General features: G+C 43.7%; 22 protein-coding genes. 12 read left to right on the top strand and 10 right to left on the bottom strand.

Features of this window, described 5'->3' with window-relative positions; all coding sequences use genetic code 11:
• Position 1: 1 nt before the first annotated feature.
• Entirely contained in the window at positions 2–178 is a 177-nt protein-coding gene (locus tag EAG18_RS17325; RefSeq protein ID WP_125253618.1) for a lipoprotein, read from the bottom strand.
• Positions 179–333: 155 nt separating this feature from the next.
• Here EAG18_RS17325 and cyaY point away from each other — a divergent pair, with 155 nt between their 5' ends.
• From cyaY to add, 7 genes are all read left to right on the top strand, one after another.
• Positions 334–654 (top strand): iron donor protein CyaY, encoded by a 321-nt coding sequence (gene cyaY / locus EAG18_RS17330; protein WP_125253619.1) that lies wholly within the window; start codon positions 334–336, stop codon positions 652–654.
• Positions 654–1,310: a dienelactone hydrolase family protein gene (locus EAG18_RS17335; RefSeq protein ID WP_125253620.1), complete on the top strand. Its 657-nt coding sequence runs from the start codon at positions 654–656 to the stop codon at positions 1,308–1,310. The genes cyaY and EAG18_RS17335 overlap by 1 nt, the downstream gene beginning before the upstream one ends.
• Positions 1,311–1,355: 45 nt before the next feature.
• Complete coding sequence (locus EAG18_RS22215; protein WP_185745614.1) at positions 1,356–2,228, top strand: DUF2914 domain-containing protein; 873 nt, start codon at positions 1,356–1,358, stop codon at positions 2,226–2,228.
• 104 nt (positions 2,229–2,332) lie between these two features.
• The gene (gene hemC, locus EAG18_RS17345) at positions 2,333–3,271 is read left to right on the top strand and encodes a hydroxymethylbilane synthase (protein ID WP_125253622.1); all 939 of its coding nucleotides are present in this window, start codon (positions 2,333–2,335) and stop codon (positions 3,269–3,271) included.
• Complete coding sequence (locus EAG18_RS17350; protein ID WP_125253623.1) at positions 3,272–5,089, top strand: uroporphyrinogen-III C-methyltransferase; 1,818 nt, start codon at positions 3,272–3,274, stop codon at positions 5,087–5,089.
• The gene (locus tag EAG18_RS17355) at positions 5,086–6,189 is read left to right on the top strand and encodes a heme biosynthesis HemY N-terminal domain-containing protein (RefSeq protein WP_125253624.1); all 1,104 of its coding nucleotides are present in this window, start codon (positions 5,086–5,088) and stop codon (positions 6,187–6,189) included. Before EAG18_RS17350 ends, EAG18_RS17355 begins: the two co-directional genes overlap by 4 nt.
• 133 nt (positions 6,190–6,322) lie before the next feature.
• Positions 6,323–7,318, top strand: a complete 996-nt coding sequence (gene add / locus EAG18_RS17360; RefSeq protein ID WP_125253625.1) for an adenosine deaminase — start codon at positions 6,323–6,325, stop codon at positions 7,316–7,318.
• A 20-nt stretch (positions 7,319–7,338) separates the two neighbouring features.
• Here add and EAG18_RS17365 read toward each other — a convergent pair whose 3' ends face one another.
• The 3 genes from EAG18_RS17365 to ubiD all read right to left on the bottom strand — a co-directional run bounded on the left by EAG18_RS17365 (position 7,339) and on the right by ubiD (position 10,165).
• Positions 7,339–7,746: a CBS domain-containing protein gene (locus EAG18_RS17365; RefSeq protein ID WP_125253639.1), complete on the bottom strand. Its 408-nt coding sequence runs from the start codon at positions 7,744–7,746 to the stop codon at positions 7,339–7,341.
• Positions 7,747–7,901: 155 nt separating this feature from the next.
• Positions 7,902–8,615, bottom strand: a complete 714-nt coding sequence (gene fre / locus EAG18_RS17370) for an NAD(P)H-flavin reductase (RefSeq protein ID WP_125253626.1) — start codon at positions 8,613–8,615, stop codon at positions 7,902–7,904.
• 77 nt (positions 8,616–8,692) lie between these two features.
• Complete coding sequence (gene ubiD, locus EAG18_RS17375) at positions 8,693–10,165, bottom strand: 4-hydroxy-3-polyprenylbenzoate decarboxylase (protein WP_125253627.1); 1,473 nt, start codon at positions 10,163–10,165, stop codon at positions 8,693–8,695.
• A 448-nt stretch (positions 10,166–10,613) separates the two neighbouring features.
• Between ubiD and EAG18_RS17380 the strand changes: the two genes are divergently transcribed.
• On the top strand, positions 10,614–13,235 hold the full coding sequence (locus EAG18_RS17380; protein ID WP_275557334.1) for an EAL domain-containing protein: 2,622 nt from the start codon (positions 10,614–10,616) through the stop codon (positions 13,233–13,235).
• Here EAG18_RS17380 and EAG18_RS17385 read toward each other — a convergent pair.
• Both EAG18_RS17385 and EAG18_RS17390 read right to left on the bottom strand, forming a co-directional pair.
• Positions 13,232–14,017: a sel1 repeat family protein gene (locus EAG18_RS17385; RefSeq protein ID WP_125253628.1), complete on the bottom strand. Its 786-nt coding sequence runs from the start codon at positions 14,015–14,017 to the stop codon at positions 13,232–13,234. The genes EAG18_RS17380 and EAG18_RS17385 overlap by 4 nt on opposite strands.
• 91 nt (positions 14,018–14,108) lie before the next feature.
• Positions 14,109–15,500: a M20/M25/M40 family metallo-hydrolase gene (locus tag EAG18_RS17390; RefSeq protein ID WP_125253629.1), complete on the bottom strand. Its 1,392-nt coding sequence runs from the start codon at positions 15,498–15,500 to the stop codon at positions 14,109–14,111.
• 163 nt (positions 15,501–15,663) lie between these two features.
• On the opposite strand from EAG18_RS17390, the gene dbpA reads away from it, so the two are divergent.
• Positions 15,664–17,052, top strand: coding sequence for an ATP-dependent RNA helicase DbpA (dbpA, locus tag EAG18_RS17395; RefSeq protein ID WP_125253630.1), 1,389 nt, complete (start codon positions 15,664–15,666; stop codon positions 17,050–17,052).
• Here the strand turns inward: dbpA and EAG18_RS17400 are convergent.
• Positions 17,041–17,625 (bottom strand): DNA-J related domain-containing protein, encoded by a 585-nt coding sequence (locus tag EAG18_RS17400; protein ID WP_125253631.1) that lies wholly within the window; start codon positions 17,623–17,625, stop codon positions 17,041–17,043. The two genes, dbpA and EAG18_RS17400, sit on opposite strands and share 12 nt — an antisense overlap.
• A 71-nt stretch (positions 17,626–17,696) precedes the next feature.
• Between EAG18_RS17400 and EAG18_RS17405 the strand changes: the two genes are divergently transcribed.
• Positions 17,697–20,534, top strand: coding sequence for a sensor histidine kinase (locus EAG18_RS17405; protein ID WP_125253632.1), 2,838 nt, complete (start codon positions 17,697–17,699; stop codon positions 20,532–20,534).
• On the opposite strand, the gene EAG18_RS17410 is transcribed toward EAG18_RS17405, so the two are convergent.
• From EAG18_RS17410 to trxA, 3 genes are all read right to left on the bottom strand, one after another.
• On the bottom strand, positions 20,531–21,793 hold the full coding sequence (locus tag EAG18_RS17410) for a methyl-accepting chemotaxis protein (protein ID WP_125253633.1): 1,263 nt from the start codon (positions 21,791–21,793) through the stop codon (positions 20,531–20,533). The genes EAG18_RS17405 and EAG18_RS17410 overlap by 4 nt on opposite strands.
• A gap of 166 nt (positions 21,794–21,959) precedes the next feature.
• A complete protein-coding gene (rho, locus tag EAG18_RS17415) occupies positions 21,960–23,219 on the bottom strand; it encodes a transcription termination factor Rho (RefSeq protein ID WP_010604247.1) in 1,260 nt (419 codons plus the stop codon).
• Between the two features lie 205 nt (positions 23,220–23,424).
• On the bottom strand, positions 23,425–23,751 hold the full coding sequence (gene trxA, locus EAG18_RS17420; RefSeq protein WP_125253634.1) for a thioredoxin TrxA: 327 nt from the start codon (positions 23,749–23,751) through the stop codon (positions 23,425–23,427).
• 91 nt (positions 23,752–23,842) lie between these two features.
• On the opposite strand from trxA, the gene rhlB reads away from it, so the two are divergent.
• Together rhlB and gppA are read left to right on the top strand one after the other, a co-directional pair.
• Positions 23,843–25,120: an ATP-dependent RNA helicase RhlB gene (rhlB, locus tag EAG18_RS17425; protein ID WP_125253635.1), complete on the top strand. Its 1,278-nt coding sequence runs from the start codon at positions 23,843–23,845 to the stop codon at positions 25,118–25,120.
• A 52-nt stretch (positions 25,121–25,172) separates the two neighbouring features.
• Positions 25,173–26,681 (top strand): guanosine-5'-triphosphate,3'-diphosphate diphosphatase, encoded by a 1,509-nt coding sequence (gene gppA / locus EAG18_RS17430; protein WP_125253636.1) that lies wholly within the window; start codon positions 25,173–25,175, stop codon positions 26,679–26,681.
• The last annotated feature ends 295 nt before the right edge of the window (positions 26,682–26,976 follow it).

A 26,976-nucleotide genomic window follows, 5' to 3' on the forward strand; every position in this document is an offset into this window, starting at 1 on the left:
TTTAACGCTCCTGTTGTTCTGCTGCAGGCTGGTTTGCTTGTTCTACTTTCGGTTGGTTTGATTTTTTAGCCTGTTGTTCAGGCAAATAAAGCGGACCGCTTTGACCGCAACCCGATAATCCGATTAAAGTAGTAAAAACAAGTGCCGTTACGCTAAATTTATAAGGTGTCGCTTTCATTAGATAATTCGTGTCAGTGCCTTTATAATCGCAGAGTAACAGAATTGATAAAAAAAGCAGCTTTTCGCTATTGAAATTTCGTCTTCATCAAATTGCTCAAATAGCGAGTTAAGCTTAGGCACCATGCCGCAGTGCGTCAGTAAGAGGAAATCACGATGACAGAAAGTGAATATCATGAGTTAGCCGATGCGCTAATGTTGACTATTGAAGAGCAGATCGATGATTGTGACGCTGATTTAGATTACGAATCAGCAGCGGGAATTCTAGAGATTATTTTCCCAGACAAGAGCAAAATTGTTATCAACAAACAAGCACCATTGCATCAAGTTTGGGTGGCGACTAAGTTTAATGGTCATCACTTTGAATTGCGTGGCGATCAGTGGATTGATAATCGCTCCGGTGCTGAGTTTTGGCAATTTATGAGCGACGCGGCCACGAAGCAAGCAAACACCCCTATAGAGTGGCAGCACGATTGATGTTGGAGTTTGTAGCACACCCAGCCGCGGGGGAGCATAAAGCGAGCATTATTTGGTTACATGGCTTGGGCGACTCAGGTAATGGCTTCTTACCGATTGCACCTGAGCTAAACTTACCAGATGAATTAGGCGTACAATTTATTTTTCCACATGCACCAGAGCAACCGGTCACCATAAATGGTGGTATGGTCATGCGTGCTTGGTATGATATTAAATCATTTGATCTGGATAAAAGAGCGGATGAGCAAGGTGTGCGAGACTCATCAGCTCAGGTTGAAGCGTTAATTCAGACACAGTTAGATAAAGGTATTCCAGCTAACCGTATTATCCTCGCTGGGTTTTCTCAAGGTGGCGTGATTGCGCTTCATCTTGCACCGCGTTTGGCTGTAAAACTAGCTGGTGTCATGGCACTATCTACTTATATGTGTGTGCCTGAAAAACTGAGTGCAGAAGCGAAGCAAACTGAACTTGCGATTTTTATGGCACACGGTAGTGCAGATCCCGTGGTTCCAATGTTTGCTGGTGAACAAGCCTTTAATACATTAAAGCAGCAAGGTTATGAGGTAAGCTGGCAAGACTATCCCATGGAGCATCAGGTTTGTCTTGAAGAATTAAAAGCCATTCGTGCTTGGCTTATTGAAAGACTAAGTGATTAATATCACTTAGTATCATATGCAGGTGACAGATACAGGAGCAAAGCAATGTCACAAAAAATTGTCATAAAAACGTCGGTGAGTAAGCAGCCTTCAAAGCCCTCAGCGGTGACCTATCAATGGCACTGGAAGCGCATTTTTATGGCAACGGCGGCATTTGCTGGCATTGCAACTGCGGGTGTCTACGGTGTCGTCAACAGTGTGAATGCTGACGAAGATGATGGCCAAGTTGTCGCCGCCACGATTGATATCGACAGCGCTGATGATGTGGCTGTAGCGTTAGACACGATTGAGGCTCTACCTAGTGTAGCGCAAGGAACAGCTGACAATGAATCGCCTGTTACAGCTGTGCTTACCACGAATACCGCTTCAGATCTTGCATTGAATGAAGTGGTGCAGCAATCTGTTGGAGAAACAGAAACAGAAACAGAAACAGAAACAGAAACAGAAACAGAAACAGAAACAGAAACAGAAACAGAAACAGAAACAGAAACAGAAACAGAAACAGAAACAGGGCAGATAAAGCGATTTAACCCAGATGCGCAGGTAGCAAGCGTAGCGCTGGGAGCAAAGATTGATACACAATTTATTAGTCGAGCGGTGTTAACCACGATGGTTGATAATCGCGAGCCGACGAATGTACTCAAAGACATTATCTCCGCAGCGCAAATCAAAGAGAAACTTTACTTTTTCACTGAAGTACATGCTCTCAAGGGGGAGCTTGTATCGCACTTGTGGTTTCATCAAGATGAATTAATGGCTGAGGTTGAACTACCTATTGAAGCGATGCGTTATCGAACCTACTCGAGTAAAAATATTATGCCGAGTCAAACTGGCGACTGGCGAGTTGAAGTAGTAACGAATGCTGGACAGTTATTAGCACAGAAGTCATTTCGTATCGTTGATAATACACAGCAATGATCTGACCCACTCATGCTGAGGCCGTTCATTCGTGCGGCCAAGTTACCAAATATAAGAATACACAGCGACGCTTTGAGTTGCTGTACTAACGCAAAAGGCAAATCATGACAGAACAAGTTTCCGTATTACGTATTGCGACTCGTAAAAGCGCGTTAGCGCTTTGGCAAGCTGAGTTTGTAAAAGCTGAACTTGAAAAACACCATGCAAACTTGAAAGTAGAGCTTGTGCCAATGTCGACGAAAGGCGACAAAATCTTAGATACACCTTTGGCCAAGATCGGCGGTAAAGGGCTTTTTGTAAAAGAGCTGGAGCAGGCAATGTTAGAGGGCAGAGCTGACATTGCTGTGCACTCAATGAAGGACGTGCCTGTTGATTTTCCTGAAGGACTAGAACTGCACACTATTTGTGAGCGTGAAGACCCAAGGGATGCGTTTGTATCTAATACTTATGCGTCACTGAAAGAGCTACCAAAAGGTGCAATAGTGGGCACTTCTAGTTTACGACGCCAGTGTCAAATTCGAGCGGCACGTCCTGATCTGGTAATTAAGGACTTGAGGGGGAATGTGAACACCCGCCTTGCCAAGCTGGATGCCGGTGAGTTTGATGCCATTATTTTGGCCGCAGCGGGACTTATCCGTTTAGAAATGATTGATAGGATCGCAAGCTATATTGAGCCTGAAGCTTCATTACCGGCAAATGGACAAGGCGCGGTGGGCATTGAGTGTCGTAGCAATGATGCGCAGACCAAAGCCTTTTTAGCACCACTTGAACATACTGACACGCGTATTCGTGTACTTGCTGAGCGAGCAATGAACCGTCGTTTAGAGGGGGGGTGTCAGGTTCCAATTGGTGCGTACGCTGAAGTGTCGGGTGATCAAGTACACTTACGAGGTCTAGTTGGTGCAATTGATGGTAGTGAAATCTTGCGTGGTGAGTGCCGTGGTACTGTCGCAGAGGCTGAGCAACTTGGTATTCAACTTGCTGAATCGTTACTTGCACAAGGAGCAGACAAGATTTTAGCTGAGGTTTATAAGGACGCTTAAATGAAAGTTGCGCTGACTCGACCTGTTGGAAAATCTGAGCCGTTATCTGAGTTATTGTTACAGCAGCAGATAGACTCTGTGATTTGCCCTGTACTAAGGTTAAATGAAGTCGCGGTTAGTGACGCGGCTCAGGCGATGATACATGAAGCCGAGTTAGCCATTTTCGTATCACCAGATGCAGTGCGCTATTTTAGCCAATTAGCAGTACCACTAGCGGGGCATTGCGCAGCCTTTGCCGTTGGTGAAGGCACGGCCGATGCCATACAGCAAACTCTCAATATCAAGGCTAAATATCCTAAGCAACCGGACTCTGAAGGGTTGCTTGCACTTCAGCAACTGTCGTCGGTTGAAGGTAAACGTGTATTGTTGGTTAAAGGCAAAGGTGGGCGTCCTGTTATTGCTCAAACCCTCAAAGCAAGAGGTGCCATCGTTGATAGCTTAGTGGTGTATGAGCGAACAGCGGTAAAGGATACCTCGGATAGCTGGTTAGACCACTGGCGGAGCCAGCAGATTGAAGGTATAGTCATTACCAGTAACAGTGCAGCGGATGCGATTTTTAATACGCAGTCGTCAGCAAGTAAAGATTGGTTGGCTCAGTGTACTTTCTTTGTTGTGAGCCAACGTATTGCTGAGCATGTACAGCAATCCTATAACATTGAACAGTCTCAAATTGTGGTATGTCATGGCCCTGATAATCGTGCCATCGCAGGGAGTATCATCGACTATACCAAGCAGCAAGGGCGCAAAATGACTCAGTCTGAATCGCAAACAAAGCATACAAATACTCAGCAAACACAAAGAGCAGCTGAGCAAACGGTCGCATCACATCAAGCAAAAGCAGGAGTGAGTAAGGTTGCGCTCTTGGCGTTATTCGTCGCGCTTGGTAGTGGTATTGGTGCTGGCTATGTTTATCTACAGCAGCAACAACAGTTGCAACAAACGTTATTGGCTAATCAAGCAATTAGCGCGGAAAATCAGCTCCTAAGTACACAATTGAATGGCGCTAAATCACAACTTCAGCGGGTAGAAAAAGTACTCGACTCGCTGCAAGGCGATGTTACAAAGCGATTGGCAGAGCAACAGCAAAATGTGGATACACAGCTTATGCAGACGCTTGCCAAGGCGCAGCAGCAAGTAAGTGGTGCAGTTGCCTCAGAAGCTTTGTATTTACAGCGCTTAGCTACGTTTAAGGTTGCCGCAGAACAAGATTACCTTGGTGCTGTTGCTATCCTTGAGCGGTTGTTAGAGAGCTTAGCGTCTGAGTCCAACACCGCAGTGGTGAAACAGGCGATTGCCACCGACATTGCTACCTTGAAAGCTTTGCCCAAACCACAAACAGAGTCGCTCTATTTCGAGCTTCATGGCTTGCTGTCTCAGGTTGACGTGCTAACGATTAAAACCAAACAGATCCCCCAAACGAGTGTGAGTGAAGACGCTGTGTTATCGCAACAGGTTGATGATTGGAAAGCAAACTTACAGCGCTCTTGGCAGAGAGTAGTTGATGACTTTATTACCATACGCCATCATGACGAAGTGATCATCGACCCGCTCCTTGATAAGAATGAACAGCTACTTATTCGCGCTCAGCTACGTGCTTATTTGACTCAGGCGCAAACGGCACTAATGGATCAACAAGCAGGCATTTATTTTAGTGCCCTTGATGGTGCAGCCGAAACACTGGCGCGTTATTTTGACACCCAGCACCCCTCGGTGAATGCAATGCAACAGGCGCTGCACAAACTAAGCCGCAGCGAAGTGCAACGCCAAGATTCTGTTGAACTAGCAACGCCTGCAGCTGTGAAGGGGTGGCTCAAATGATGGCAAAAATCATTACTTTCGTACTCATTTTCATTGCCTTAGCTGCGAGCCATCTACTGATTGATGAAAAAGGCTATGTGCTTATCTCCTTCAATCAAACTACGATTGAAGGCAGCATAGTGTCTTTCACTATCTTGTTATTGCTCGCTATCACAGCTTTAGTGTTGCTGGTTAAGATAGTGCGTTGGTCGTGGCGTCACCTAATAAATACCAAAGGTCACTTTTCAAGAAAGCGTAAATTAAAAGCGCAGCAAGCTTGGGATGAAAGCTTGTGGCTATTCATTAATGGTGAAGTAGAGCAAGCCGCAACCTTGTTAGCAAAAACGCCGCAGCCAGATGAGCGTCAAGACTATGTTCGCGCCATCGCTGCAAAAGCAGCTTTGAAGCAAGGGGATATTGTTAAAGCCAATACTGAGTTAGAAGCGATATCCGATGATAACCAAGGACAGCTTGCGACGCTGTGGCTTGAAGCCAATAATAGTGAGCAAGCGTTGGCTTTATTAGATGACAAAATGTCAGCGGCGAAGCCAACCGCTGCGGTGCTAAGTGGGTATATTGCAGCATGTGTTGAGGCGCAGCAGTCTGAACAAGCCACGACGCAAATTGCAAAGTGGCATAAAAAGCTAAATTGGAGTGATGCACAGTGGCAAACTCTGTTTGAGCGCATGTTTACAGCCACACCAGAACAAGCTGACACTTTGTTTAATATGCTACCTAAAGCTGTAAAGGCACATGCAGTACCTGCGCTAACCAAAGTTAAGTTACAACAGGGGCGTATTGCAGAAGTCACAGGAGACTTGAAGAAGTTATTGAAGCAGGGTCAATATCATCAATTGGCTGAATATCTGCAATACAATACACAGGCTAACGCAGAGCTTAAGTTAGCCTTACAACAACAGTTGAAAAAGCACCCTGATGATAAAGAGCTATTGTTTGCACTTGCGTGCCTTTGTAACGCAGAAGCGGATTATGAACTCGCCGCTAAGATTTTTGACTCATTAAGTGCCCACCCATGGGAAGCGCGCTGGAGTAAACAAGCTCAGCTCGCCTACGAAAAAATACATACCTACGAAAAAGCGTATTTAATCGCAAAATCGTAACAAACAGCCTGCCCAGCGATGTGCAGGCTTTTTTTGTATTAAAGTTAGCTATACTCAAGACTGACATTTGTCCTTGCTATCTTAGGTTAGGTGCGTATGATCCCAAAAATTTTAACTGCAAATCGAGCCTCTTATGATCAATAACACACTTCCGCTATTAGATTTACATCGCCACTTAGATGGTAACGTTCGTGCGACAACGATTTTAGAACTTGGCCAGCAGTTTAATATGGAACTCCCTGCTACAGATATTGAAAGCCTGCGCCCCCATGTGCAAGTGTTAGACAATGCCCCCAACCTCATGGCGTTTCTTGAAAAACTAGATTGGGGTGTAAAGGTACTAGGTGACTACGATGCTTGTCGCCGTATTGCGGTGGAAAATGTTGCCGACGCAGTTGCACAAGGTATTGATTACACTGAGTTAAGGTTTAGCCCTTACTACATGGCAAAAACCCATAATCTACACCCGCAGGGCGTGGTTGAAGCCGTAATTGACGGAGTGCAAAGTGCAGTCAAGGGTCAAGACATTCAGGTTAACCTGATTGGCATTATGTCACGCACATTTGGTGTTGAGAAATGCCAATATGAGCTAGACGCGCTACTTGCCTTTAAGGAGCAGTTAGTTGCGATTGACCTCGCGGGTGACGAGCTGGGCTTCCCTGGCGAGCTGTTTATTGAACATTACAAACAGGTTCGTGATGCTTATCTTGGTGTGACCGTGCATGCTGGCGAAGCTGAGGGCGCGGTAAGTATCTGGCAAGCTATTAAGGAGCTTGGTGCAACACGTATCGGTCACGGAGTTAAAGCAATCCATGACCCTGCTCTGATGGACTATTTACGTGATAATCGTATCGGGATCGAGTCTTGCCTAACCAGTAACATCCAAACAAGCACTGTCGAAAGCTTAACCACGCATCCGTTAAAAGCATTTTTAGATCATGGCGTGTTGGCAACCATCAATACTGACGATCCTGCGGTTCAAGGTATTGAGCTAGATAACGAGTATAGCCATGCGGCTGCGGCGGCAGGTCTAGACTTGAGTGATATCCATAAAGCGCAGCGCAATGCAGTTGAGATTGCTTTTTTAAGTGAGGCCGATAAAAAAGCCTTACTTGCAAAGAAAGCCTAAATTGAACTAGCTGTGTGGGATTATCCCGCACAGCTAAGATAACTTTCTTTGAGTTCCGCAACCACTTGGCTACGCGTCACAATTCCTATGACTTTACCTTCGTTTATGACAGGATAAACCTTAGGGCTATTTTGCTGCATTCTTTGTGCTAGGTCGACAACGGTTGTTGCAGCTTCAACACTCAGGGCAGGCGTTGCCAGTAAATCTCCTACCTGCACTTTACCATCGCAAAAGTAGCTGGAATTAAGCAAAGGCTTGAGCATTTGCTGTTCTGATACAAATCCAACCAGATGACGCTGTGTATCTACCACAGGAGCACCAATTAAATGATGCTTTTGCAGCAAAGTAATGGCATCAGTAAGTTCAGTGTCAGCGGTTAGTGTTGGAAAATCGGGTGACATAATGTCACGAACATAGAGTTTACTCATCATACTTCTCGCGGTCTTTGTGTATACGAAGAGAATAGCGGGCGAGTGACTTTTGGTAAAATGGATTGTTTTGATTGGTTTGTTCTGTTTTTTCAATGTGTGACTGACGACCAGTCACACATTGAATAAATTGCTATTAAATAACTTAGTTCTGGTTACTTAATAAACGCGAAGGCATCTGCGTACATAAACTCACGTTCTGCGCCATGGTTGATAAAATCATCACGCACGATGCCAATCATGTCAAAGCGCCCAGCCATATAGATGCTGTATGGCTCTAACGAAACAATATCTTTCATCACAGCTTGATGTACATAGCCGCGATGGCCTTGCCAAGCATCGCTGGCATTTTCTACTACAGGAATAAATTGAAAGTGTTTGTTGGATGACGCCCAAGCTTCCATTTCTGCTTTTGCATAAAGTGCTGACTCTTCTTTTACGCCCCAGTAAAACAGTACGGGTTGGTCGTATCCCGTTTCAGCCAGATAGTCAGCCATTGATTTTACGTAAGAAAACCCTGTGCCGCCCGCCAGTAATACTAATGGGCGGTTTTGATCCGTGCGTAACTGCGAGATGCCAAGACCCACCTCTAACTGTACGGTTTGCTTGGTATCAAATGCCTGACGTAGGTGCTCTAAAGATTGCATGGCATAAGAGTCTGCACCAGAGGCACCGATATGTAATTCCAGTTGATCTTGAGTCGATGGGCTACTGGCGATAGAAAAAGCGCGCTTGTCTTTTTCTCCAAGTACGACTTGCAGATAATGACCGGCTTCAAACTTGACTGTCTCTTCAGGTTTTAAAATAACTTTGTGAACAAATTCTGTAAGAGGTGTAATAGAAACAACCTCTGCTGCTAATACTTGCATACCTTACCTTTATTAAGCACGTGGCTAAAGTCTGTGCACTCTAGCATAGCTAAGTGAACAATGTTAGATGATATATGTCATTTGATGTCTATCCCGAGACTGTCCCAGATTTCATCAACACGTTGTTTTATCGTAGGATCCATCACAATAGGCTCCCCCCACTCGCGGTCAGTTTCTCCTGGCCACTTGTTTGTGGCATCCATGCCCATTTTGGAACCAAGTCCTGACACAGGCGAAGCAAAATCTAGGTAGTCAATAGGTGTGCTTTCAACTAGGGTAGTGTCTCTTGCAGGATCCATGCGGGTGGTAATAGCCCAGATCACATCATTCCAATCTCTTGCATTGACGTCATCATCACAAACAATCACAAACTTGGTGTACATAAACTGACGTAGGAAAGACCATACTCCCATCATGACGCGTTTCGCATGCCCCGGATACTGCTTTTTCATGGTGACGACCGCCATACGGTACGAGCAGCCTTCTGGTGGAAGATAAAAATCGACGATTTCTGGAAACTGCTTTTGTAGGATGGGAACAAATACCTCATTAAGGGCAACACCGAGAATCGCTGGTTCATCAGGTGGACGGCCAGTATACGTACTGTGGTAAATTGGATCTTTACGATGGGTAATATGAGTGACCGTCATCACAGGGAAGTCATCTACTTCATTATAGTAACCGGTGTGGTCGCCATACGGACCTTCTGGCGCGAGCTCGCCCGGTTGAATATATCCTTCTAAGACGATTTCGGCACTTGCTGGAACTTGAAGTTCGTTCGAGATAGATTTGACGACCTGAGTTTTGCTACCACGCAGCAACCCTGCGAATGCGTATTCACTCAGAGTATCCGGCACCGGCGTAACGGCGCCTAAAATAGTTGCTGGATCGGCGCCCAGTGCAACTGAGACAGGGTATGGTTCGCCCGGGTGCTCTTTACACCACTCTTGAAAGTCTAGTGCGCCACCTCGATGTGAGAGCCAGCGCATGATTATTTTATTTTTACCGAGTAGTTGCTGACGGTAAATTCCTAAGTTTTGGCGCTTTTTATAAGGGCCTCTGGTAACCGTTAAGCCCCAAGTAATCAAAGGTGCAGCATCACCGGGCCAACAGTGCTGGATAGGTAGCTTGGTTAAATCAACTTCATCACCACTAAGTACAACCTCCTGACATGGGGCTTTTTTTACCTCTTTGGCGGGCATATTTAACACTTGTTTAAATACTGGTATTTGACCCAGAGCTTCTTTAATCCCTTTGGGTGGCTCAGGCTCTTTTAAAAACGCGAGCAGTTTGCCAACCTCTCTTAGCTCGTTGACATCATTTTGCCCCATACCCATAGCAACACGTTTCGGGGTACCAAAAAGATTGGCTAAAACGGGAATATCGAAGCCGATAGGGTTTTCAAATAAAATGGCGGGGCCGCCGGCACGAAGCGTTCGGTCGGCAATCTCAGTCATTTCTAGTTTAGTAGAAATAGGCTGGGTGACGCGAACAAGTTCCCCTTGCTTTTCAAGCTGTTTTATAAAATCACGTAAGTCTTGGTATTTCATTGGCGCACTATGAGTTAAGTTTGGTTTAGTATATCAACTAAGTATATTTTTCCTAGCTGTACGAGTTGGAAGCGTAAATGGTTTAGCAAGCAAATTGACATTATTGCGAATTAGACCATATTTTCAGAATGCACCGTCTTGTCAGTTGGTTTGGTCAGGTGTATAAATTGTTATCTAAAGACGAGTGTGTTGAGTTTTTTTTCATGAAAAAAAACAAAAGTCTACATGGCCTGAGGTTTGGATAAGGAATACGCTAAAACTGGCTGCTAAAAAAGCATCATTTATCCAAAGTATAGGATACTTAATGCCAAAGTTAACGCAGTCTGCGTTGGGTTTACTCCCTTACATGGAGCGAATTTTAAGCGCAGTTGGTGTAAGATGTCGCTCACATGCCCTTTGCTCTATAGCTGCTGCAGTTAGATAAATCGATATCCTAAGGGGTCAGAGTTTGAAGTTGTTGTCGAAAATGCTTGGATGTCTGCTGTCGCTTGTTTGCTTGGGCGCAGGTGCAACTGAGCTGCCATATTATACTTTTTCCAACCATAGTGCTGTGATGCTAATCATTGACCCTGCCACAGGTAAAATTGTAGATGCCAATAAATCAGCAGCAGCGTTTTATGGTTATAGTGAGGCAACGTTAGAGCGTAAAGCTATTCAAGACATCAACTTATTTACTGCCGAACAAGTTGCTAATGAGCGTCAAGCCGCATTAAATGAGGGACGCAATTACTTTATCTTTCAGCATCAAATCGCCGATGGCAGCATAAAAACGGTGAGCGTGCATTCCACACCTTTTGAAGACTTAAATGGCAACCCCAAGTTACTGTCAATCATTCAAGACATGAGCGAGCAGCGCAAATTACAACAAGACCTATGGCACTATCAAGCTAACCTTGAACAACAAGTCCTGTTGCAGACGGAGAAGATCAAGCAAGCCAATATGGTACAAGTGGTGCTGCTAACAGCCGTAATTGCGGTTTTGATCCTCTCTATGGCGGTGTTGATGGCAGTATTGGTGAGGCTTAAGCGTTCTAATCAGCGCTCACAAGCGCAAGGGGCAAAGCTTAGTGCTATCTTCGATAGCATTAACGCCTACTTGGTTTTTACTGATGAAACCCATCACATAGAGGCCGTGAATGGCGCGGTACTAAAAGAGTTGGGAGAGTTTGATAGTTTAAAATCCCAATCTATCTATACCTTATTTGACGTGCTGGATTCAGAGCGCCTATTAGAAGAAGGCACGATAGAGTGTAAGTTAGATGAGCGCTTTGACTATTTAAACGTAAGGGTATTGTGTGCACCTGTTGTGAGTGAAAATCAGGCCAGGCTCGGGTTTATCTACGTTATACAAGATATTACCCTAGAGCTTGAGAATGAACGTGAGCAACGCTTAGCCAGCACGGTATTTGCCACAACATCAGAAGGTGTGCTGGTATCCGACAAACACAATCATATTCAGATGGTAAATCGTGCCTTTACTGAGATCACCGGCTACAGCGTAGACGAAGTTATCGGCCAGACACCGGCATTATTAAATTCAGGCAGGCATGATGATAGATTTTTCAATGGATTGTATGAAGACTTAATTCATAAAGGTCACTGGGAAGGGGAAATTTGGAACAAGCGTAAAAACGGCGAAATTTATCCAAGTTGGCTACAAGTGTCTTCTGTATTTAACGAAGCGCGAGAAATTGATATGTATGTTGCGCTTTTCAGTGATATTACGTCTAGAAAGCGCAATGAGCAGCTAATGTGGCAGCAGGCTAACTTTGATAGTTTGACGGGGCTGGCCAATCGTCATCATTTTCATGTGAAGTTTGACCTAGCGCTAAAGCGCGCTGCGCAATTAGACGAACGGATTGCGATTTGCTTTATCGATCTCGATCGATTCAAAGCAGTTAATGATACCCTTGGTCATCATATCGGTGATTTATTGCTAAAAGAAGCAGCAAGTCGGATCCATGAGTGCGTCCGCAGTTCTGACACGGTAGCGCGTCTCGGTGGCGATGAGTTTGCATTGCTACTGCAAGATGTCAGCTCAATTAGTGACTTGGAGCATATCGCGACAAAAATATTGCGGGCATTGGCAAACCCATTCCATTTGGAGGGACATGAGGCCTATGTGTCCGGCAGTATGGGGATCACTTTGTACCCTGATGATGGGGCTGATCGTAAAGTGCTATTGCGCAATGCCGACAGTGCGATGTATAAAGCAAAAGATCATGGTCGTGACTGCTTCCAATTTTATACCTCGGCTATGCACCAACATGCAAAGGCAAGAAGTGTGCTGGAAAGCGCCTTACACAAAGCGCTGTCAAACAGAGAGTTATCATTAGTATACCAACCGATTTTCGCCCAACTAGGCAGCGCAGAAGTAGTGGGCTGCGAGGTATTACTGAGGTGGAAAAGTGAATTATTAGGACATGTTTCTCCTGAGCAGTTTATCCCGGTATGCGAGGAATTAGGCCTTATTTTACCCATCGGTGAATGGGTGCTTTATCATGCTTGTTCACAGGCTAAAGCATGGCAAGACAATTATGGCAATCCTCTTTTTATTGCGGTTAATGTGTCCAGCATTCAATTTAAACGTCAAGATATGGTTGAGCTTGTCAAAAAAGTATTGAGAGACACAAAACTGGAAGCAAAGTATCTGACATTAGAAATTACCGAATCGGTGTTAGTTGATAATTCAGATAAAATATTGGCACAGTTAAAGGCGCTGCGAGCGTTGGGAGTTGAGCTGGCCATTGACGACTTTGGAACGGGATACTCCTCTTTGAGCTATTTAAAGCGATTCCCATTATCTAAGTTGAAGATAGATAGAACTTTTATCCGCGATCTGCCTGAAGACGAAGAGGACAAAGCGTTAGTTAGTGCTATTATTTTGATGGCACATAAACTCAATCTGAAAGTCATCGCTGAAGGGGTCGAAACTCCAGCTCAGTGCATGTTCTTAAAAGGGTTGCTATGTGATATGACACAAGGATATTTTCACTCTAAGCCGTTAAACCAGTCGGACTTTGAAGAAAATATACTGACAACTGCCTATCATAAGCAAAACCACAACTAGTTATTCGTAGTCTGGCAGTGATGGGTTTTACACAGCGTATCTAACGCAGCTTTGGCCTTGTGATTTCCTTGCTTTGCGGAAAGCTGTAACCAATGGATTGCCGCTGGAATGTCTTTAACACCTCCTTCACCATCACGTAGCATAGTTGCGTAGTTATATTGTCCCCATGGATTGCCAGATTTAGCGGTATCGGCAAACCCCTGTCTTGCGGCTTCAAATTCTTCTCGATGATAAGCTCGAATCGCATCTTGGTTTTGTGCCGAAATGTTTGGCCCATTGTAAAGCGGTTTAGGCTTTTTAAATCTTGGCCTGACTACGCCGCCTAAAACATGAATACCAACAGGGCGATAGACTGACATTATCGTTTCATTATCTAGTAAATCCAGTAATTTACTTTTTTCTAGAGTCTGCTTTTGTGGTTTAAAGTAGCGGTCTGTCATTAGCATACTGACACGGATATCACGGGTAATATTGCGCATGGTACGGTAGGTAAATGCACCTGCTTTCACTTCTATATGGTCATCGGATAATGCGGTTACTTGCAGCACTTGGAAGGCTGGTTCATAAAGGTGCTGAGACCGTTTTGCAGTATCAAAGATAATAATATCATCCACCTCAGGTGCGTTTAATAAAGAACGATAACTAGAGATTTCCTGTTGCTGTCGGTGGTAAAAGTAAAGGCAAACAGTTAAAGCGATAAACACGGTGACAACCAGCTTATTGCGACTGATAAAGTCGAAGAGCGTGTCATAAATCGAAAATAATAAGTTTTTGATTTCCATATACTAATTATAATTGCATCAAAAGGTGTTGTTAAAATAGACAATAGAAGAGAAAGGAACAAGCTTACTTGTCCCTTATAAGTGTAAAAATTTATTTCCCCGCCATCTTGGTTTTGGCATCTGCCGCCATCAAAGCAAAAACGGCGTAAGCCGCAGTATTCTGTTTCAACTTGGCTGGATCGACCTTATCAAGTGTGTCGTCTGCGGTATGATGGTAATCAAAATAATCAGTGCCATCTTGATGCAGTGCAAAAATAGGCGCCGAGGTGCTATTTTTTAGCGGGATAAGATCAGGCCCACCATGTGCGCTATTTTTTCCTACGTATTTCACACCTAAAGGTGCTAGCTGCGCTGCGATTTCTCGTACCACTGGTAATGACGCTGCATTCACATTGGACTCAAACGCATACACCACATCCGCCCCAAAGTCGGACTCAGCTGCTGCAACAATGTTATCTAGGTCTGCTTTATGTTTTTTAAAGTATGCTTTTGCACCCCAAAGGCCTAGCTCTTCAGCGGCAAATAACACGACACGAATACTACGTTTTGGACGCTTAACATCGGCAATATGCTTGGCAGCAGCCATGGTAAGCGCAACACCTGCACCATCATCTAAAGCGCCAGTGCCCAAATCCCAAGAATCCAAGTGACCACCGATCAGCACATATTGTGCAGGAAATTCAGTCCCGGTAAACTCACCAATGACGTTGTAACTAGTACCTTGTCCCAGATCTTCAGTTTGAATATTCAGTGATACCTTCACGTCGTGACCGGCATTAATAAGTCGTGCTAATTGATCTGCATCTGGATTGGCAACAGCCGTTGCAGGGATCTTGGTTACCCCAGTCTTATAGTGGCTACCACCGGTGTGAGCAAAGCGATGATGGCTAGTACTTACGGAACGCATCATATACGCAATGGCACCTTTTTTTGCAGCTTCAACAGCACCACTATTACGGGCTCTGACAGCAGGGCCATAACCATTGCCATCTATATCGCGGTTCATACGGTAGTTAATGAAGGCTATTTTCCCATTTAGGCTGCCAGCGGGTGCTGCAATGAGTTCGTCTAATGTTTCAAACAGTACCACCTCAGCGCTTAACCCCTCAGTTGGCGTGCTAATGCTATTTCCCAGTGCTGTAAGGTGTAGTGGTTGCTCACTTGGTAGAAGAATTTTTGCTGACTCATGGTAGCGACGCCACTCTGGGAAAGTCGCTTCTTCGACCCAAACCTTGTCAAAGCCTAGTTGCTCCAAATGTTTCTTTGCCCAGGCAACTGCTTTTTTATCGTTTTCGGTACCTGGTAATCTTGGTCCAACTTCCGTAGTCAGCGACGTTAACAGTTGCCAGCTCAGATTGCTTTGACTTGCCGCTTCTCTAACTTGCTTAACCTGCGCCAGTTGCTGCTCGCTGAACTCTTGGGCTTGAAGTGCCGAGCTTAAGCTCATCGTCAAGACAGCTACCAGTAGTGATCTAAACTTCATGATGATCCTTGATAAAATGAAATGTGCGCAAGAATTAAAGCATATATTGGCGTATAAATCCGATTATTACGGTGATGAAATTGACAGCAATGACAATAAGCGATTAGAGAATCTATGTAATTGGTATAAAATGCTAGATTAAGATAGCGAATAGGAAAGCACAGTGTCGATAACCTCTTTTTCTCAACTTCCTTTAAACCCAGCCTTAGCAAAACGCCTTATCGATCTTAACTATGTCATACCAACGGCCGTGCAATCTGCTAGCTTACAGCCGGTGCTTGAAGGGCAAGACTTGGTTGTTAAAGGGAAGACGGGTTCAGGTAAAACGTTGGTTTTTGCATTAGCTATATTAAATAAGCTACAGCTACAGCTACAGACCAATGATGTGCAAGCACTCGTACTGTGCCCAACCAGAGAGCTGGCCGATCAGGTAGCACAAGAGATTAAAAGTGTGGCAGCAATGATCGGTAACGTGAAAGTACAAACACTATGTGGTGGGGTGTCTATTGAACCACAAATGAGGTCACTGCAGCATGGTGCTCATATTATCGTTGGTACGCCTGGTCGAGTGGAAGAGCATGTACTGAACGGCTCACTCATACTGACAGAAGTGCAGACCCTAGTGTTTGATGAAGCTGACCAAATGCTGGATATGGGCTTTACTGAAACGTTAGAAAGCATAGCAATGTACCTGCCGCAAATGCGACAAACTCTGATGTTTAGTGCAACTTATCCAGATAAAATCATGAAGTTGGCAACGCAATATATGCGCTCGCCGGAGCTGATTGAAGCACAAGAAGAACAGGTGCATCACAGTATTAAGCAAACCTTCTATCGATTAGATAATAATAAAATGCGCTTTAACGCCCTGAGAGTTTTATTGATGCAGCACCAACCTCAGAGCTGTATTGTGTTTTGTAATACTAAAGCTGAGACTAAGCGATTATTTGAAGAACTGCGTCAGACCGGGCTCGCATGTGTTGAATTACATGGAGACCTCGACCAAGGAGAACGAGAGTGGTCTTTGCTTACCTTTGCAAATAAAAGTGCCAATATACTGGTGGCAACGGATGTAGCAGCCAGAGGGCTAGACGTAGATGAAGTTGAACTGGTCATTAATTATCATTTGGCACTAGAACCTCAAACACATGTGCACCGAGTAGGCCGCACAGGTCGAGGAGAGCATAAAGGCGTCGCACTGTCACTGTATGGTGAAAAAGAGACGTTTAAAGTGGATCAGCTTATTGAGCTCTATGGTCAGGCACTAAAGCATGGCACTTTACCGAGTCATTCACTGTTAGAAAAACCGGCTTATAAATCTAATATGGTTACCTTAATGATTGAGGGGGGCAAGCAGCAGAAACTGAGAAAAGCAGATATTGTTGGTTGTTTAACTGGTGAAGACGGCATAAGCTTTAAGCAAATAGGTAAAATTAATATATATGACGTTCAGGCATTTGTCGCGGTAAAACGTGAAGCTGCAAAGCCTGCACTGCGCAAGCTTAATAACAGTAAGATCAAGAATAAGCGTTATAAGGCACTACGTGCTTAGGGCGTGCTTAAGTATTTCGTATTCATTCATTAAGCATTTAAACGTTTCCTCATCACCTGACTTATCTGGGTGGTGAGCAAATGCTAACTTTCTCCATGTTCTACTTAGTTGTTTACGGTCATAATCTTTTGGTAATTGCCACTTGATGATGATGCCTGCCAGTTCATGACTAGAGACTGCGTATGGCTGCCCAGCATTTGTAGATGCAAATTTGCGCCAGAAGCTATCTAGGAGTTGACTCACCTCTTCACTACTTGTTTCATAGTGCTGCCAATCTAAATAGTAGCTCCTGAGAGGGTCATGTTGTGCGAGTGGATGGTTATCGCAAAGTGGTGAGAGGTGAATATTCAGCGCTTCAATATGCAAGTACAGGCCGTCCTTAATAAGCTCTTGCTGCAATTGATACAGTGCATTCATAATTAGGAAGTTTCGTTTAAACAAGTCTTTACTATCATCTTTATCCAAGCGAGGAAGTATCTGTTGTGATAACAGTTCTGCTGCAATGGTATGGACTTTCCAAGACCTCTTTTGACAAATTAGTCTAAAAATAACATCTGTAAGCGGATTGAACATTGTCGCCTCATGAGTCTTGGTGTATCTTCACACTACCACGCAGAGTAAATGATAAGCAATGGAGAGCAGCAATGAATTTATTGGGGCAGATTACGTCTTGGTCTGCGATCGCCTATTTCGTTTGTTTCTCCGCTACATTCAATGCACAAGCAACTTTAAATAATGCCAGCCTATCTGAGCGAATTATTGAAATGAAGCGCAGTGCAGATTGGCAACACATGCAAATATTAGGTATGGAGTTGCTTCGTGAGCCGACTTTAAATGGTGCGGCCAAAATAGACGTACTTTTAAGCTTAAGTAAAGCTGCTTATGATAGCAATCAATTTAAAGACGCTCTAAATTACTTATCTCAATTGGAACTTGCTACTAGAACAAATGTACTGAGTGACAATCACTTCAAAGCGGTTAAGCTACAAGGTATCAGTAATTTTTACCTCGGCCATTACCAACAAGCTATTGATTTTTATACTCGTGCTTTGGCATTAGCAGAGCAAAGAGATATGCCAATAGAAACTGCTAACTTACACAGTAATCTTGGGTTAGCTTATTTCAAAAACTTTTCACTAGACTTGGCATTGCAGCACTATTTGAAAGCGGATGAACTGTATCAAGAGTTTGGAAGTGCACAAGATCATGCTGATATTTTGCTAAATATATCAGGTGTCTATATTCGCCAAGCTGCTTATGAAAAAGCTGAAAGCATGCTACTTACAGCACTTCAAGCCTTTAACCAATTAAACGATGAATATGGTGCAGCATTGGCTCATGCTGATTTGGGCGTGTTGTATACCGAAACTAAGCGGCCTGAAATGGCTCAAGCCTCCTATCAAGCAGCGATTGATTACTATGAGGCCAAGAATGATGTCAGACATTTATCCTATGAGTATGTCAATCTTGCATTGCTAAGTTATTCACTAGGGCAGCTGGAAGAGGGTGAAAAGAACGCCAATTTTGCGCTTTATTATGCGGAAAAAGCAAAAAATCCAGCAAACCTAATGGAAGCACAGTTTGTATTGGCGAAGATATTGTTTGCTCAAGGTAAGTTGGAAGATGCTTTCACGAATGCCGAGCAGAGTTTGATAGCAAGTCGAACCATGCATGAACAAGAAAAAGAACGCACAGCATTGCGACTACTCGCGTTAATTGAAGCTGCTAGAGGTAATATCGATAAGGCAAGAAACTATGACTCGCAAAATATAGAAGCACAAAAGCGTTTGATGAATGAAGATGTGCTCAAACGCTTAAATGACTATCGGGCTAAATATGAAGCCAGTGAACTGAGTCGTGAAGTCGAAGTGCTAAAACAAGAGCAAAGGCTACAACGACTTAAAGAAGAGCAGCGCAGTCAGTTGCTATTACTCGGTGGTATTATTGCTGTACTTACTCTGCTCACTGCTTTTGCACTATATCGTCGTAAAGTAGAACAAAAAGCAAAGTTGGAACTCAGTCAAAAAGTGGCGCTTAGGACGTCAGAGCTGCAACAAAAGGCAGATGAGCTTAGAGCTGCGAACCAAGTTAAAAGCCAGTTTTTAGCTAATATGAGTCATGAGATTAGAACGCCACTGACTACAGTGCTGGGTCACGCTGAAGACTTGCTTGCAGAGCAGGATCTCGGTACTCAGGTGCAAGCATCCGTGCAAACTATCTACAATCAAGGCCTCCACTTAAGAGATTTAGTCAATGATATTTTAGATCTAAGCCGTATCGAAGCTGAACGGTTGGCGCTTGAGGCGACTGAATTTTCAGTCTCAAGCTTAGTGGCTGATTTATGTGATATGTTTCAACAGAACATCCACAGTAAGCAACTGGAGTTTATTGTCTGCGATCAAGTGAGAAGTAAGGCTTATGTCAGGCTGGATTATATTCGAGTAAAACAGATATTAATAAATCTGTTGAGCAATGCACTGAAATTTACAGAGCAAGGTCGCATAGAATTTAGCGTTTCGGAAGTGCCGCATGGATTGCAGTTTAAGGTTGTAGATACTGGGATAGGCATGAGTGAGCAGCAAATAGCGCGAATTTTTGAGAGCTTTCAGCAAGCAGACAATAGTATAACTAGACGTTTTGGTGGTTCTGGTCTCGGATTGAGTTTATCTAGCCAGCTGGCCAAGATGATGAATGGTGAAATCACAGTGCAAAGTGCACTAGAGCTTGGTAGTACCTTCTCATTCTTTGTCCCCTGTACTGTTTATCTTAACTCGACAGTCACTGATATTCAGCAGCCACAACAGGCACAACCTCTACTTTCAGGGAACGTGTTGGTAGTTGAAGATCATGCAGAAAATCGACAGTTATTTTCACGTATGATTGAGCGTACAGGTGCTACGGTGACGGTAGCAGAAAATGGCGCGAGGGCGGTTGAGCAGTGTTTAAGCGACTTTCCAGATCTTGTGCTAATGGATATTCAGATGCCGAGGATGGATGGGGTGGAAGCGTTAAATATTATTCGTTCAGCGGGATACTCTGGGCCCATTTATGCGCTAACGGCAAATGTGCTCACAGAGGAAGTAAAGTCATATATTGATTCGGGCTTTAACGGCCATATTGGCAAACCTATTAATAAAAACGAGCTATTAAGCATACTTAATATTCATTTAAGTAGCGAACATGCGAGTAGTACGCAGCAATCGATTAATATTGATCTCACCGATCTGCGCGATAGCTTTGCCAGTACTTTTGAACAAGAGCGGTATTTATTGATTGATGCTTGGCAAAATAAAGACTTTGTTGCGCTGCAAGCGAGTTGCCATAAGTTAGCGGGAGCCGCTTCTATGTTCGAATTCCCAGAATTGGCAAGCATTGCAATTGAGTTTGAAAAGGCACTTAAGCACCAAAGTGAATCACAGTATCAATCCCTATTCTTGGCGCTGTGTGATCAGCTCAAGTCTCAAGAATCGTTAGCGTCTTAAAATAACTCAATGTCGCCAGAGTCATCTTCTGGTGTATCCTTGTTATGCTTGTCGCCAACTGTGGTGAGTCGAGAGGTATCTTTTCTGAGGTCAAGCTCGGGGGTAAAGTCAGAGATTTTAAAAATTGACAACTTTTCATGGATGCTTTGTGACAGAGCAATAAGGTCTTGATTAGAAACTGCTTGTATCTTTGTGCTGGATAGTGCATCTGAGTTGAGTAACACAACGGACTCTATACTTTCTTGTGCGGCATCTGATGCTTGTTTTTGTTCACCTACTTGCTGATGAATATCGTGAGACATCTCATTGATAAACAACATCGCATTTTCGATTTCATCCACCTCTTTTGTCGAAGCTTCGCTGAGCTTGACGGTGTTGTCTGTCTCTTTGAGTGCGGCCTGCATTAAGGCATAGACAGAATCTGTCCCGGATTGGATTTTACTAATAACTTGGCTAACCTCCCTTGTAGAATGGCTGGTTCTTGCTGCAAGATTTCTAACTTCATCAGCTACTACGGCAAAGCCTCGGCCAAGCTCGCCTGCCCGAGCAGCTTCTATTGCAGCGTTTAGGGCTAGCAGGTTTGTCTGCTCAGCAATACCATTTATGACTTCAAGAACAGAGCTTATTTCATTACTATCAGTTTTGAGGATCTCAATTTGTTCACTGGTTTTTTTTATATTTTCAGCGAGGATAAGCAAGCTATCTTGGCTTTTGTCTGTATCTACTCGGGTTTTCTTCACCGCTATAGTGGCATTTTCAACAGACGTGTAAATTTGCTCTAAACTGGTATCCAAACGTGCCGATATCTCCAGCATGGACTGAATCGAAGTGGCTAAATATTCACCGTGAGTATGCTGTAAGGTGGCTTTTTGTGTCATCGACGCATACGTGTCACGTAAACTATCTGCCATCGGGTGTAGTCGAGCTGAAGATGCGTAAACCTCACTGATAATGTGCWCAATTACAGCAAAGCAGTCATTCATTAACAAGCAGGACTTGGGCGTTTTTTGGCTTTTTTCATCAAATCGATAAGTTAAGTCAACGCAGTTGTCATGCATGAAATTGCTGACAAGGTGATCCATATGCTGCTCAGCCGAGGCAATGCTTTTTAGTAACTGAAGCTGGACAAAAGCACCGCACAGCAGCGCAGAAAATATCACCATAATTTGCATGATTGTAGAGGTGATCAGTGTCATTGCCAGGCTGACAGAAACGAGATTAAACGCTGTTATAGCTGCAATAGTACGACCAAGCTTCATGTTTGTCCCTAGATAATACCAATTTGCTTAATTAAGTGGTCTATTTTGAGGCGAGAAAATCTTGTCGATAACTAGGCAAAAATTTTGCTATTTAGTTGTTCTAAATGAGAAATTTTTAACGCTGTTAGCGTCAGATTTACTCCTTCAAATTGAGCAAGTATTAAACTTACTTACGACGCATTGAGTCAAAAAACTCATCGTTTGTTTTGCTCATGGAAAGTTTATCAATAAGGAATTCCATGGCATCGATCTCGCTCATTTCATGCACAATCTTACGCAAGATCCACATTTTTTGAAGCTCATCAGTTTTCGTCAGCAACTCTTCACGACGAGTACCAGAGCGGTTGAAGTCGATAGCTGGGAATACACGCTTTTCCGCAATTTTACGGTTTAAGTGTAGTTCCATGTTACCTGTACCTTTAAACTCTTCGTAGATAACTTCATCCATCTTAGAGCCGGTATCGATAAGCGCTGTTGCGATGATGGTTAAGCTACCGCCTTCCTCAACATTACGCGCGGCACCAAAGAAACGCTTAGGTTTGTGTAGAGCATTGGCATCAACACCACCAGTTAATACTTTACCTGATGAAGGGATAACAGTGTTGTACGCGCGGGCTAGGCGAGTAATTGAATCCAGCAGGATGATGACATCTTTTTTATGCTCGACTAAGCGTTTTGCTTTTTCGATTACCATTTCTGCTACTTGAACGTGACGGTTAGCAGGCTCATCGAAGGTAGAGGCAATAACTTCACCTTGAACAAGACGCTGCATCTCAGTAACTTCTTCTGGACGCTCATCAATGAGCAGTACCATCAATGTTGCATCTGGATTGTTGTATGTGATTGACTGTGCAATGTTTTGTAGCAACATTGTCTTACCCGCTTTCGGTGGAGCAACGATAAGTGCGCGCTGGCCTTTACCGATTGGAGACGCAAGGTCTAGTACTCGAGCGGTAATGTCTTCTGTACTACCATTACCTCTTTCCATCACCATACGCTCGTTGGCATGGATAGGGGTTAGGTTTTCGAACAGGATCTTAGTACGAGAGTTTTCAGGCTTATCGAAGTTAACTTCATTAACTTTCAATAATGCAAAATATCTTTCGCCATCTTTTGGTGGTCTGATTAAACCACTGATGGTGTCACCGGTACGCAGGCTGAAACGTCTAATCTGGCTTGGAGAAACATAAATATCATCAGGGCCAGCTAGGTAAGATGCTTCTGAAGAACGTAAAAAGCCGAAGCCATCTTGTAAAATTTCTAAAACACCGCCGCCGTATATATTTTCGCCGCTTTTCGCGTGCGCTTTCAAAATAGCAAAGATAATATCTTGTTTTCTTAAACGAGCTACGTTTTCAAGTCCCATGGACTCAGCAAGTTTTACAAGTTCATTGATTGACTTGTCTTTTAATTCGCGTAAATGCATATTGGTGGGTTCTTTATTACAGTTGTCATTCTCGTTAGTTTTACGAGAGAGGTTGATTTGATAAAGCTTAAAGGTTTGTGGCTTTATAAGTTAGCAGCTAGGCGTCGGGTCGTCCAGTGTTTATACAAATTTTATTCTATTTAAAATGATACAGATCAGGCCGACAACTGCGGCAGTTACGCCGCAGAATGTCTAACAACCTGAATTATAGGTTGTTTTCTAGGAACTCAATAAGTTGAGTCTTAGATAGAGCACCAACTTTAGTTGCAGCCACCGCACCATCTTTGAATAGTAATAACGTTGGAATACCACGAATACCAAACTTAGGTGGAGTCGTACCGTTTTGATCGATGTTTAGTTTACCAATCGCTACACGGTCGCCATGTGACTCTGCAACTTCATCAAGGATAGGCGCAATCATCTTACAAGGACCACACCATTCAGCCCAGAAATCTACCAGTACAGGTTTGTCAGATTTGATTACGTCAGCCTCAAAGCTGTCATCAGTTAGTTGGATAATTTTGTCGCTCATTACGCTCTCCGTTAGAATTAGGCGAAATATTTAATGCGTATTTAAACACTCTTGTTTCTTATTGCAAGTTTAAACGTTATGCTTTATTGCTATGACTAAGACACATTTGACCAATAAAAAATTCAATGACTTTGCTTTAGCACCGGAAGTGGTCGCCGGTTTGCAGGAAAATGGCTTCGAATTTTGTACGCCAATCCAAGCAAAGTGTATACCTTACATCTGTGAAGGCCGCGATATAGCAGGCCAAGCACAAACTGGTACGGGCAAAACCCTTGCGTTTTTGACCGCGACCTGTCATCGCTTATTGCAGACCAAGAAGGATAAAAAAACGCAACCTCGTGCAATTATTATGGCACCAACACGAGAGTTGGCTATTCAAATACACAAGGACGCGCAAGTCATTGCGCCACGTTGTAATCTTAAACTCGCTCTTGTATATGGTGGCGAAGATTATGAAAAACAACGGGGGCAATTGGAAAAAGGCGCGGATATATTAATTGGAACAACAGGGCGTTTGATCGATTTTTATAAGCAAGGTGCTTATAACCTCAATGATATCGAAGTGGTTGTGCTCGATGAAGCAGACCGAATGTTTGATTTGGGCTTTATTAAAGACATTCGTTATTTGTTCAATCGCATGCCAGGTCGTGAAGAGCGATTAAACCTACTATTTTCAGCAACCCTGTCATATCGAGTGCAAGAGTTGGCATTCGAGCACATGACAAATCCCATCCATGTACAAATTGAACCGGATGTCAAAACGGGTAAACGTATTCAAGAAGAGTTATTCCATCCTTCAACTGAGGACAAAATACCTTTACTACTTACGCTGATTGAGGAAGAGTGGCCAGAGAAAGCGATTATTTTTGCTAATACTAAACACAGCTGCGAAAACGTATATGAATGGCTAAAAGCAGATGGTCATCGAGCGGGCTTGTTGACCGGTGATGTAAATCAAAAGAAACGTCAGTCAATCCTTGCGCAATTTACACGTGGTGATGTTGATCTTTTAGTTGCAACGGATGTTGCTGCTCGTGGATTACATATTCCAGAGGTTAGTCATGTTTTCAATTTTGACTTGCCAGATGATAGAGAAGACTATGTACACCGTATCGGTCGGACGGGTCGAGCAGGTGCATCTGGTCATGCTATCAGCTTCGCCTGTGAGCAGTATGCGTACAACTTACATGAGATAGAAGAATACATAGAGCATGCAATTCCTGTGTCTCATTATGACAAAACAGCACTATTGAGCGATTTACGAGCTCCGCAAGTAAATAAACGCCGCCACTCAGGGCACGGCAACAATGGTAATAAACAACGTGGTGGTCGCCGAAATGGTGGCTATAGAAAGCCACAAGCCAAGTAAACTTGGACGGTAAAGTAGTAAGCGCTTAAAGCGATTTATTGAGGTTTTAAAAGTGGCAAAGACTGCTTCGAAGGAAGATATTTACGCTGTAATAGACTTAGGCTCTAACAGCTTTCATATGTTGATAGCAAAGCATATGGCGGGCGGTATCCATACGATCGGTCGTGTGAAAAGGAAAGTACGGCTGGCATCAGGGCTGAATGACCAAAATGAATTATCGTTGGAAGCAATGCAAAGAGGGTGGGAATGTCTAGCCCTATTTGCAGAGCGTTTACAGGACATCCCAACAAAAAATGTGAGTATTGTCGCGACAGCGACGCTGCGTTTAGCTGTTAACGCTAATGTTTTTATCGAAAAAGCACAGCAGATCCTTAACCATCAGGTAAATGTGATAAGCGGTGAAGCAGAAGCTAAAACTATTTATAAAGGTGTAGCTCACACTTCAGCATGCCAAGGGAAGCAGTTGGTGATTGACATCGGTGGTGCGAGCACTGAAGTTGTCATTGGCAAAGGCTTCAATGCTTTACTTTACAAAAGCTTGAATATGGGGTGTGTGACATACCTTGATAGATACTTCAGTGACGGCTTATTAAGTATAGAAAACTTTGATGCAGCAGAGCGAGCTGCAAAGCAGGTAATACAACCAATTCAAGCAGAGTATAAGCAACTAGGTTGGGAGCTTGCTATCGGCGCCTCTGGTACTGTTCAAGCGATCCAAGAGATTTTCGCTGCTATGGGCGAAAATGAGCAGTTGACTCTCAGTAAACTTGAAGAAGTAAAGCTCAAAGCGATTACATGTAAAACCGTTGCGGCGCTTAGCTTGCCAGGGTTAATCGAAGAGCGTCGCTTGGTCTTTGTCTCGGGCCTGGCAATTTTGATTGCACTATTCAAATCATTGGATATTCAATCAATGGGCCTTGCCGGTGGGGCGCTTCGTGAAGGAGTGCTTTATAGTATGATCCCTGACTTTCAGGCTGTTGATATCTGCCAACGTACATTAGATGGTTTTACTCAACGTTATCATGTTGACACCGAGCAGGCGCAGCGCGTTTACGAAGTGGTATCTGAGATCATTGCTCAAGTATCGTCGAGCTGGAAGCTCGATGAGCAAGCTTGCCTTCATTTAGCAAAGGCTATCGCATTCCTTCACGAAATAGGCTTGTTGATTGACTATAAACAGTATCATAGACATAGCGGTTATATTTTGGCCAACACCTCAATGCCTGGATACAGTAAAGCGCAAAAGGATATTATTGTGGCTATAGTCAAAAATCATAGAGCCGATCTGGTTGCTAAAGATTTTGAGCAGCTAAGTTGTCATCTTGAGTATACTAAGCTGCTATGTGTCATAGTGCGCTTGGGAGTTCTACTCTCTATGCGCAGAAAAGATGATGTGCTACCCAAGGTGATAGTGCAAGCCAGTAGTAAAGAGAAAAAGTCTTTGGTTATGCAAATGCCTGATCCGTGGTTATCCCTTCACCCCTTGATGCTAGCAGAGCTTATCCAAGAAGCGGCTTACCTATCCCAATTTGGCTGGGAATTAAAAATAGAGCGCGTTTAGCGCTCTTTTTGTATGTGAAACATACAAAAACAACAGTGATAGAGTGATTTTTGTCCGAACAACGTATTTTTTGCAATTTTCTTTAAAAAAAGGGTTGCACTTAAATCGGATCTCCCTATAATGCGCATCCACCGACACGGGGAGCGGCGCTGAAAAGCAACGAGCCAACGAGTCGGGAGTCAAATAAAACTTGAGTTTGAATGCTTCGAAAGAAAATCAAAATTAAGTGTTGACAACAAATGGGAAATGCTTAGAATGCACAACCCTCAGCGCTAACGGCGCAGCGATGATAAGT

It is taken from the genome of Pseudoalteromonas sp. J010 (assembly GCF_003934235.1).
Taxonomy (GTDB): Bacteria; Pseudomonadota; Gammaproteobacteria; order Enterobacterales; family Alteromonadaceae; genus Pseudoalteromonas; species Pseudoalteromonas peptidolytica.

What these genes read in the sequence shown, in the direction of transcription:
- cyaY (WP_125253619.1), top strand. Translation starts at nt 334, where the DNA reads ATGACAGAAAGTGAATATCATGAGTTAGCCGATGCGCTAATGTTGACT.
- trxA (WP_125253634.1), bottom strand. Translation starts at nt 23,751, where the DNA reads ATGAGCGACAAAATTATCCAACTAACTGATGACAGCTTTGAGGCTGAC.
- EAG18_RS17405 (WP_125253632.1), top strand. Translation starts at nt 17,697, where the DNA reads ATGAATTTATTGGGGCAGATTACGTCTTGGTCTGCGATCGCCTATTTC.
- EAG18_RS22215 (WP_185745614.1), top strand. Translation starts at nt 1,356, where the DNA reads ATGTCACAAAAAATTGTCATAAAAACGTCGGTGAGTAAGCAGCCTTCA.
- EAG18_RS17355 (WP_125253624.1), top strand. Translation starts at nt 5,086, where the DNA reads ATGATGGCAAAAATCATTACTTTCGTACTCATTTTCATTGCCTTAGCT.
- add (WP_125253625.1), top strand. Translation starts at nt 6,323, where the DNA reads ATGATCAATAACACACTTCCGCTATTAGATTTACATCGCCACTTAGAT.
- fre (WP_125253626.1), bottom strand. Translation starts at nt 8,615, where the DNA reads ATGCAAGTATTAGCAGCAGAGGTTGTTTCTATTACACCTCTTACAGAA.
- EAG18_RS17325 (WP_125253618.1), bottom strand. Translation starts at nt 178, where the DNA reads ATGAAAGCGACACCTTATAAATTTAGCGTAACGGCACTTGTTTTTACT.
- EAG18_RS17385 (WP_125253628.1), bottom strand. Translation starts at nt 14,017, where the DNA reads ATGGAAATCAAAAACTTATTATTTTCGATTTATGACACGCTCTTCGAC.
- EAG18_RS17400 (WP_125253631.1), bottom strand. Translation starts at nt 17,625, where the DNA reads ATGTTCAATCCGCTTACAGATGTTATTTTTAGACTAATTTGTCAAAAG.
- EAG18_RS17390 (WP_125253629.1), bottom strand. Translation starts at nt 15,500, where the DNA reads ATGAAGTTTAGATCACTACTGGTAGCTGTCTTGACGATGAGCTTAAGC.
- rhlB (WP_125253635.1), top strand. Translation starts at nt 23,843, where the DNA reads ATGACTAAGACACATTTGACCAATAAAAAATTCAATGACTTTGCTTTA.
- EAG18_RS17335 (WP_125253620.1), top strand. Translation starts at nt 654, where the DNA reads ATGTTGGAGTTTGTAGCACACCCAGCCGCGGGGGAGCATAAAGCGAGC.
- hemC (WP_125253622.1), top strand. Translation starts at nt 2,333, where the DNA reads ATGACAGAACAAGTTTCCGTATTACGTATTGCGACTCGTAAAAGCGCG.
- EAG18_RS17350 (WP_125253623.1), top strand. Translation starts at nt 3,272, where the DNA reads ATGAAAGTTGCGCTGACTCGACCTGTTGGAAAATCTGAGCCGTTATCT.
- rho (WP_010604247.1), bottom strand. Translation starts at nt 23,219, where the DNA reads ATGCATTTACGCGAATTAAAAGACAAGTCAATCAATGAACTTGTAAAA.
- ubiD (WP_125253627.1), bottom strand. Translation starts at nt 10,165, where the DNA reads ATGAAATACCAAGACTTACGTGATTTTATAAAACAGCTTGAAAAGCAA.
- EAG18_RS17365 (WP_125253639.1), bottom strand. Translation starts at nt 7,746, where the DNA reads ATGAGTAAACTCTATGTTCGTGACATTATGTCACCCGATTTTCCAACA.